The sequence below is a fragment of the Bacillus cereus group sp. BfR-BA-01379 genome (assembly GCF_022663605.1).
GTDB lineage: Bacteria > Bacillota > Bacilli > Bacillales > Bacillaceae_G > Bacillus_A > Bacillus_A mobilis.
In genome coordinates this window covers 23,887-31,451 of the sequence record NZ_JAKUFT010000059.1, presented here as the reverse complement: position 1 = coordinate 31,451, position 7,565 = coordinate 23,887, and the positions used below count along the sequence as shown (strand labels likewise).

Sequence of the window (7,565 nt, the reverse complement as noted above, 5' to 3'; positions counted from 1 at the left end):
AAGAATTATCAATTAGGGGATAAACTCGTTATATCCTTCGGAGTAACGACTAAATCTACACCACCAATCGCAACTGATGCGACCATTGAAAAAATACGTGATTAATTAACCAGCAACCCTAGGAACCCTTAATCCCATCCGTTGCCCTATCTTTTGAAAGTAACATTTTTTATAAAGCACTTCCGCAACAACTTACATATAATAAACCGAATAGTCGTTACAATACATTCACCTAAAGAGCGCCTCTCTCCCAAGGCGCTCTTTACGTTTGCAATAAGGGGGGTGTCTTAGTTTTCTATCGCCAAGATTCCCCTCATCGCTACATTAAAAAGAGAACCGATTTAATCGAATCCTCCTTCTTTCCAACACTCACTTAAAGGATCTAATATTTCATGACCATACAAAGATGGCTTGATTATATAAATAACACAAAAAGCCACCTAAAGGCTCCCCTTCAGGTGGTTTCTATTTTACGCTAACGCAGCTGCCTGCTCTTGTTGATCTACAGGAATGACAGCATCTGTTAATGCTTTTTCTAGTTCTGCTGTGTATTTCATTTGCTCTTCTTTGCTCCAGCCTAGTTTCGCAGCCATGTAGTTGATTACTGCTTCTTTCCACTCGTATACCCAGTGGATATTGAAGAATACAGCGCCTCTGCGGCGTACGAAGAAGTCAACTGGTTTCGCTGTCATTTCGTAATCCATTGCGTATACAAGTGGGATTAGAACGTCTAGCGGCATGTTGTATTCTTTCGCTTCGTCTTTATGTTTTTTCGCTAAGTCGAACAGTACGTCAACGTTAGAGCCGTAGAATTTCGCGAATTCTTCTGCTTGCGCTTTCGTTAAACCAGATTTCGTACCTTCGTCTGCTTTTTTCGCAACGAATGCTGGGAATCCTTGTGAACCACTTACATGTCCACCAGAGATTGGCATATGTTTCGTGTCGCTCTTCGCATATGCACTATGACCTTCTTTTTGTAATAGATTCGTTACGTAGTCTACTACCATTTCAGCCATTTTGCGGTATCCTGTTAATTTACCACCTGCGATTGTAATTAAACCAGATTCAGAAGTCCAAATTTCATCTTTACGAGAAATTTCAGATGCATTCTTACCTTCTTCATAAATTAGCGGACGTACACCAGCCCAGCTTGATTCTACATCTTTTTCTGTAATTTTTACACTTGGGAACATGTAGTTAATCGCATTAATGATGTATGTGCGATCTTCTGTTGTCATGTGCGGTACAGCTGCGTCTTTATCATAGAACGTATCTGTTGTACCTACGTATGTTTTTCCGCCGCGAGGAATCGCGAACACCATACGTTTATCTGGTGTATCGAAGTAAATCGCTTGACCTAATGGGAAACGTTTTTGGTCAATTACTAAGTGAACACCTTTTGATAACTGAAGTACTTTCCCTTTTTTCGAGTTATCTTTTTCACGAAGTGTATCTACCCAAGGACCAGCTGCGTTTACAATTTTCTTACCGTACACTTCATATACTTCACCGTCTAGTAAATCGATTACACGTACACCACATACTTTTCCATCTTTATATAAGAAACCGTCTACTTTTGCGTAGTTAACAGCTTTTGCACCGTGTTCAATTGCTTCTTTCATTACTTCAATTGTAAGACGCGCATCGTCTGTACGATATTCTACGTAGTAACCGCCGCCTTTTAATCCTTCTTTTTTTACAAGAGGCTCTTTGTTTAATGTTTCTTCACGGTTAAACATTTTTCTGCGCTCGCTTCGTTTTACGCCTGCTAAGAAGTCGTATACACGAAGACCAATTGATGTACTGAATGATCCGAACGTACCGCCTGTATGGAACGGAAGTAACATCCACTCTGGTGTTGTTACATGGGGACCGTTCTCATATACGATCGCACGCTCTTTCCCCACCTCTGCTACCATTTTCACTTCAAGTTGTTTTAAATAACGTAGACCACCGTGTACAAGCTTCGTTGAACGACTTGATGTACCTGCTGCAAAGTCCTGCATTTCAAACACAATTGTTGATAACCCGCGTGTTGCTCCATCTAATGCAATACCAGAACCAGTAATACCTCCACCAATTACGATCACATCTAACTCTTGTTTATTTACTCCGTTTAATACGTCTTTACGTTGTTTACTTGAAAATTTCATGGTAATTCCTCCCTTTGATAACGAAAAAAGAGACCACAAACTCCGCTATAGATTTCGCCTCTATAGCGCGTTGTGGTCTCTCCAAATCTCCTACCGAATTATTAACTTGTCACCATTATAACACTGTTTATGATTATTTGAAAGCTTTTGTTGCTTCAATTGCTTTTTTCCATCCAGCATATAGCTCTTCGCTTGTTTCCGCTTCCATCGTTGGTTCAAAGCGTTTGTCCATATGCCACTGTTCTTTAATTTCATCTTGGTTTTTCCAATATCCAACCGCAAGACCAGCTAAATACGCTGCGCCTAAAGCTGTCGTTTCGTTGATCACTGGACGCTCTACAGGAACATCTAAAATATCACTTTGGAACTTCATTAAGAAGTTATTTTTAACAGCTCCGCCATCTACGCGTAATGTGTTCAGTTCAATACCTGAATCTGCTTCCATTGCACATAATACATCTTTCGTTTGGTAAGCTAAAGATTCTAGTGTTGCACGAATGAAATGCTCTTTCGTCGTACCGCGCGTTACACCAAACATAGCGCCGCGTACTTCACTATCCCAGTACGGTGTACCTAAACCTACGAATGCTGGTACAACGTATACACCTTCAGTTGATGCAACGCGTGATGCGTACACTTCACTCTCACTTGCATCTTTAAACATGCGCATTCCGTCACGTAACCACTGAATTGCAGAACCAGCTACGAAAATACTTCCTTCTAATGCATAATTTACTTTACCATCTATTCCCCATGCAATTGTTGTTAATAGGCCATGCTCAGAAGCTACTGCTTTTTCACCTGTGTTCATTAACATGAAGCAACCAGTTCCGTAAGTGTTCTTCGCCATACCTTCACCGAAACAAGCTTGTCCAAATAATGCTGCTTGCTGGTCACCAGCTACACCTGCAATCGGTACATTTTGACCGAAGAAGTGATAGTCAATTGTTTCTCCGTAAATTTCAGATGATGGACGTACTTCTGGAAGCATGCTCTTTGGCACTGTTAACATATCTAGAAGCTCATCATCCCACTGTAAGTCGTGAATGTTAAACATTAATGTACGTGATGCATTTGAGTAATCTGTTACGTGCGCTTTACCGCCAGATAGTTTCCATACAAGCCACGTATCAATTGTTCCGAATAATAGATCGCCGTTTTCTGCTTTTTCTCTTGCACCTTCAACGTTATCTAAAATCCATTTTACTTTCGTACCAGAGAAGTATGCGTCAATTAAAAGACCTGTTTTTTCGCGAACCGTTTCGCTATAACCTTTTTCTTTTAACTCGTCACAAATTTCAACTGTTTGACGAGATTGCCATACGATTGCGTTGTAAATTGGTTTTCCAGTCGTTTTATCCCAAACAACCGCTGTTTCACGTTGATTCGTAATACCGATACCAGCGATTTGTTCTGGTTTTACATCTGCTTCGCTTAAGCAAGTTGCGATAACTGCTAAAATAGATCCCCAAATTTCTTGTGCGTTATGCTCTACCCAACCTGGCTTTGGAAAATGTTGTGTAAACTCTTTTTGAGCTGAATGAACAATTTCACCTTTTTTATTGAACAGAATTGCGCGTGAGCTAGTTGTCCCTTGGTCTAAAGAAAGAATATATTTTTTCATATCGGTTTCCCCCTATGCTACTTTTCTACTATTTGTATTGCTTTCACTTTTTTTACTTGTCATATAAGAGATTGCTAGTACAATCACAGTTGCAATAATCACATAAATAAGTGCTACATTTTGTTTTCCTTCAAATACAACTTGATGGAATAATCCTGCAAGTGATCCACCTAGAATTGGACCAACTACTGGAATCCATGCATACTTCCAGTTTGAACCGCCTTTTCCTGCAATCGGAAGGAAGAAGTGTGCGATACGCGGACCTAAATCACGAGCCGGGTTAATCGCGTATCCTGTTGTTCCACCTAATGATAAACCAATACTTACGATTAAGAAACCTACGATAAATGGATTTAAACCATCTGCAAATTTATTTGCTCCAATTGCTAATATACCAAATACTAAAACGAATGTTCCAATCATTTCACTCAAAAGGTTTGTAAATGTGTTCGGAATTGCTGGACCTGTTGCAAATACACCTAATTTTGTTCCTGGATCTTCTGTTTCTTTCCAGTGTGGTAAGTAATGTAAATATACAAGAACTGCCCCGATAATTGCCCCAATCATTTGTGCTGCGATATAACCTGGTACGTCACTCCATGGGAACGCTCCCTTAAATGCTAATCCTATCGTTAATGCTGGATTTAAATGTGCCCCACTAATTGATCCAACCGCATACGCTGCAACCGCTACCGCTAAGCCCCAGCCCATTGTAATGACAATCCAACCAGAATCTTTCGCAAACGACTTCTTTAAACTTACACCAGCACAAACGCCGCCACCAAGTAAGATTAACAACGCAGTCCCTATTAACTCTCCTAAAAATGCTGACATAGTATCCCTCCACAATCAATTTAAACGCTTCCAAATGTGATAGAGGTAAAATGAATGGCCATTCGTTTTTGTCAAAAGAAAAAGACCCACAGCTTTGCACGCTTCTATATAAATTTATATAGAAACAATGAAATGTGGATCTCTTCTTTTCTCCGTCACGTTTATTAACTTGTCTATAATGTTAACCTTTCGTGAAAGCGGTGTCAACAGAATTTTTTCACATTTTCGTCACTTTTTTTGGTAATGTTTCCATAGTTCGCGTTTTGATGTCGTAATTGCTGTCGCACCAGCATTTAAAGCTCTTTCAACATCTTCCACAGTACGAATGAAACCACCCGCTAAAATCGGGACACCAGTACGCTCTTTCACTTCAGCAATCACATCCGTTAGCGCACCCGGAAGCACCTCTATATAATCCGGCTTCGTCTTTTCTAGCAAATTACAGCTCTTTTCCATCGCGCTAGAATCAATTAAAAAGATGCGTTGAATGGAGACGACACCCTTTTGCTTCGCCTTCATAATCACGCTCGCCTTTGTCGAAAGTAACCCGTACGGTCTAAACTCTTGGCATAAATACTCCGTCGCATGCCCATCACTCTGCAAGCCATGAATTAAATCCACATGTAAAAATACCTTCTTACAATATTGCTTCGCAAGTGACACGACACTCTTCAATTGACCGACATGAATATCTAAAATAACGATATACTCATACGAACTATGTAATAGCTTTTCCAAATCTTTAATTTGCCTCACTGCCGGCAAAATCTTCTGTTCATGAAATTCCATTCTAAATGTCCCCTTCTTTATGTCATCCTATCCTTTATAGTACACAATTTGAGTAGAAAGAACAGCTAGTGCGGGGAATTATTTCCTCTATCTATATATTTTCTTCAACTTATCAGATCCCATACCACCTATGACCATTAATATGAGAGGTAAAAAATTCATTACATACGGCGCGTCCGCTACAATTGTAATGCTCGCTCCGGCAAACTTATTTAACATCCATACAACGATTTTGGTAAGAAACAAAAATACTCCTAGCATGAATAGACTATCGAAAAACACCTTCCATTTTGGATATGCTAACTGTTTACTATCTTCAATTACTTTTTGCGTCAACTCTTCATCACTCCTTAGCAGTTCATCAATCGTAATACCGAACAGATCGCTTAAATGAATAATAATTTCAATGCTCGGATAGTTCTTTCCCGTCTCCCATTTCGAAACAGACTGCCTACTTACATGAATTTTTTCAGCCAAATCATGTTGCGACCAATTTCGTTTTTCTCGTTCTTCTTTTAAACGTTCACTAAAAATCATACTGTGTTTATCACCTCTCTACGTCTATTATGGTCAAATAACTGACGAAGAGTAAAGCGAGTTGTCGTTGCGTAGGTGGTGCAACTTGTGCGTTACATCTAAAAATGAAGCTATGTGGTATGTCGATTTCATATATTTTTCTTCTATAATAATTTCCCGAACAATAATACAACGAACAGATACTAGTTAAGACTAGATTCAGCATAAAAAAATATGCCATCCTTTCTTATCATTCTCCAGAAGGAATAACGTAAAGTTTCATTTTTAAACATTTTCATCAAAAAGAAAAGAAGCTAGCAATAAATCGTTAACTTCTCAGCTGAAAATAAAATATTATCTTTCCTTATCTTCTAATATCTAGGTTGTGATTGAATATTTGTAAGATGAACATCAAACATATCAATGATTTCAAGAAATCTATCAGCTTCACGGAAAACATGGTCTGCTAATAATGGATGAATGATACTCTTTATTTTACATTGCTCAATTAAATCACGTGCTGTTTTCTTAAAATCCCGAAGAGATGTAACCGACACACGGTTTTGATCTAAAAATTGATCTAAAAGAGGAACCGTTTGAGATTGTGGCTTCATCGATTCTAAGTCAATTGCTTGATACATCAATTCATCAAAATCATTGCTAAAATTCCGTGCTGTATCTACAAGCTTTCTTTCCGATGGATCAAGAAGATGCCCAATAAATTTAGCGTGATCTGCCATAATCCTTAAAAAGAAAACATTTTCTTTAATAATAGCATCAGGAAGAGCATCTAATTTCCCTTCATTTAATTGTATTAAACGTTTTCTAAAATAATCAGCTTCCCTACTTGTATGGTCAACCAAAAGTGGAAAGTTATTTTGTCCTGGCAATTTACATGTGAGAATTAATCCTAAAATTTTTCGTTTAAATCCCCAAATATTAGTTGCGGCTTGTTGTACTTCTGCATTAAATCTTTTTATTTGCTCAGGATCTGTTTCATTTGTATAGGAATGCGCTATTTGTTCAATATGTTCAAACAATCGATAAAATTGATTCGCCTCTTCGATTAGTTGCGTATCCTCGCATCTAAACCCTAAGCGAAGAAAAAAAGAATGCTCCTTCATGATTCTAGACCAAAAACGAATTTCATTTAATGAACGCTCAACAAACATTACAGACGTAACACCCGTATCAGGATGTAATGATGTTTCATCCCTATGCATTGTTAATCCCCCCCAGTAAATATCACGCTAGTTCCATTCTTATGAGAAAAAAAATATATAAATACCATCAGTAAAGATTCATGCTGAATTTCGTATACATGCTCCCAAAAAGAAAAAAGGCTACCACCTAGATGTAAAGTTCTACTAGGTGGTAGCCTTTCAAAATTTCTATTAAAGCAATACCGAATCTTTATCACTATCCTGATTCCGCTTCTCTCGCTCTTCTTCTAAACGCTTCATATACACTTCGCCTTCTTTTTCGATAAACTCATTATCCATCTCTTGCTCTTTTTTCGAAGTATATAAAACCATGTAGCCACTTAATACGATCCCGACGATTACAAGATACACCCACCATGGTAAAGTTTCCACTGTACTTCATTCCTTTCCTTAGACAAGCCTTATTAGTTTCACTGTATGAGGAAA

At 38.4% G+C, this 7,565-nt stretch carries 7 protein-coding genes; all 7 read right to left on the bottom strand.

The features are described from left to right. Nucleotides 1-470: 470 nt before the first annotated feature. On the bottom strand, nucleotides 471-2,153 hold the full coding sequence (glpD, locus tag MR113_RS19880; protein WP_242256382.1) for an aerobic glycerol-3-phosphate dehydrogenase: 1,683 nt from the start codon (nucleotides 2,151-2,153) through the stop codon (nucleotides 471-473). A 133-nt stretch (nucleotides 2,154-2,286) separates the two neighbouring features. Beyond that, entirely contained in the window at nucleotides 2,287-3,777 is a 1,491-nt protein-coding gene (gene glpK / locus MR113_RS19875; RefSeq protein WP_097819076.1) for a glycerol kinase GlpK, read from the bottom strand. Nucleotides 3,778-3,789: 12 nt separating this feature from the next. Next, nucleotides 3,790-4,611 carry a glycerol uptake facilitator protein GlpF gene (glpF, locus tag MR113_RS19870; protein ID WP_064473812.1) on the bottom strand — a complete coding sequence of 274 codons (822 nt, stop codon included), beginning with the start codon at nucleotides 4,609-4,611 and terminating at the stop codon, nucleotides 3,790-3,792. Between the two features lie 228 nt (nucleotides 4,612-4,839). Beyond that, nucleotides 4,840-5,400, bottom strand: coding sequence for a glycerol uptake operon antiterminator GlpP (gene glpP, locus MR113_RS19865; RefSeq protein ID WP_061678705.1), 561 nt, complete (start codon nucleotides 5,398-5,400; stop codon nucleotides 4,840-4,842). Between the two features lie 87 nt (nucleotides 5,401-5,487). Next, nucleotides 5,488-5,937: a helix-turn-helix domain-containing protein gene (locus MR113_RS19860; RefSeq protein WP_242256380.1), complete on the bottom strand. Its 450-nt coding sequence runs from the start codon at nucleotides 5,935-5,937 to the stop codon at nucleotides 5,488-5,490. A gap of 350 nt (nucleotides 5,938-6,287) precedes the next feature. After that, the gene (locus tag MR113_RS19855; protein WP_002087190.1) at nucleotides 6,288-7,139 is read right to left on the bottom strand and encodes a DUF2935 domain-containing protein; all 852 of its coding nucleotides are present in this window, start codon (nucleotides 7,137-7,139) and stop codon (nucleotides 6,288-6,290) included. Between the two features lie 171 nt (nucleotides 7,140-7,310). Then, nucleotides 7,311-7,511 carry a sporulation YhaL family protein gene (locus MR113_RS19850; RefSeq protein ID WP_000449229.1) on the bottom strand — a complete coding sequence of 67 codons (201 nt, stop codon included), beginning with the start codon at nucleotides 7,509-7,511 and terminating at the stop codon, nucleotides 7,311-7,313. Nucleotides 7,512-7,565: the final 54 nt, after the last annotated feature.

Excerpts from the sequence above, each read along its gene's own strand:
- glpD (WP_242256382.1), bottom strand. The coding sequence starts at position 2,153 with ATGAAATTTTCAAGTAAACAACGTAAAGACGTATTAAACGGAGTAAAT.
- glpP (WP_061678705.1), bottom strand. The coding sequence starts at position 5,400 with ATGGAATTTCATGAACAGAAGATTTTGCCGGCAGTGAGGCAAATTAAA.
- glpK (WP_097819076.1), bottom strand. The coding sequence starts at position 3,777 with ATGAAAAAATATATTCTTTCTTTAGACCAAGGGACAACTAGCTCACGC.
- MR113_RS19860 (WP_242256380.1), bottom strand. The coding sequence starts at position 5,937 with ATGATTTTTAGTGAACGTTTAAAAGAAGAACGAGAAAAACGAAATTGG.
- glpF (WP_064473812.1), bottom strand. The coding sequence starts at position 4,611 with ATGTCAGCATTTTTAGGAGAGTTAATAGGGACTGCGTTGTTAATCTTA.
- MR113_RS19855 (WP_002087190.1), bottom strand. The coding sequence starts at position 7,139 with ATGCATAGGGATGAAACATCATTACATCCTGATACGGGTGTTACGTCT.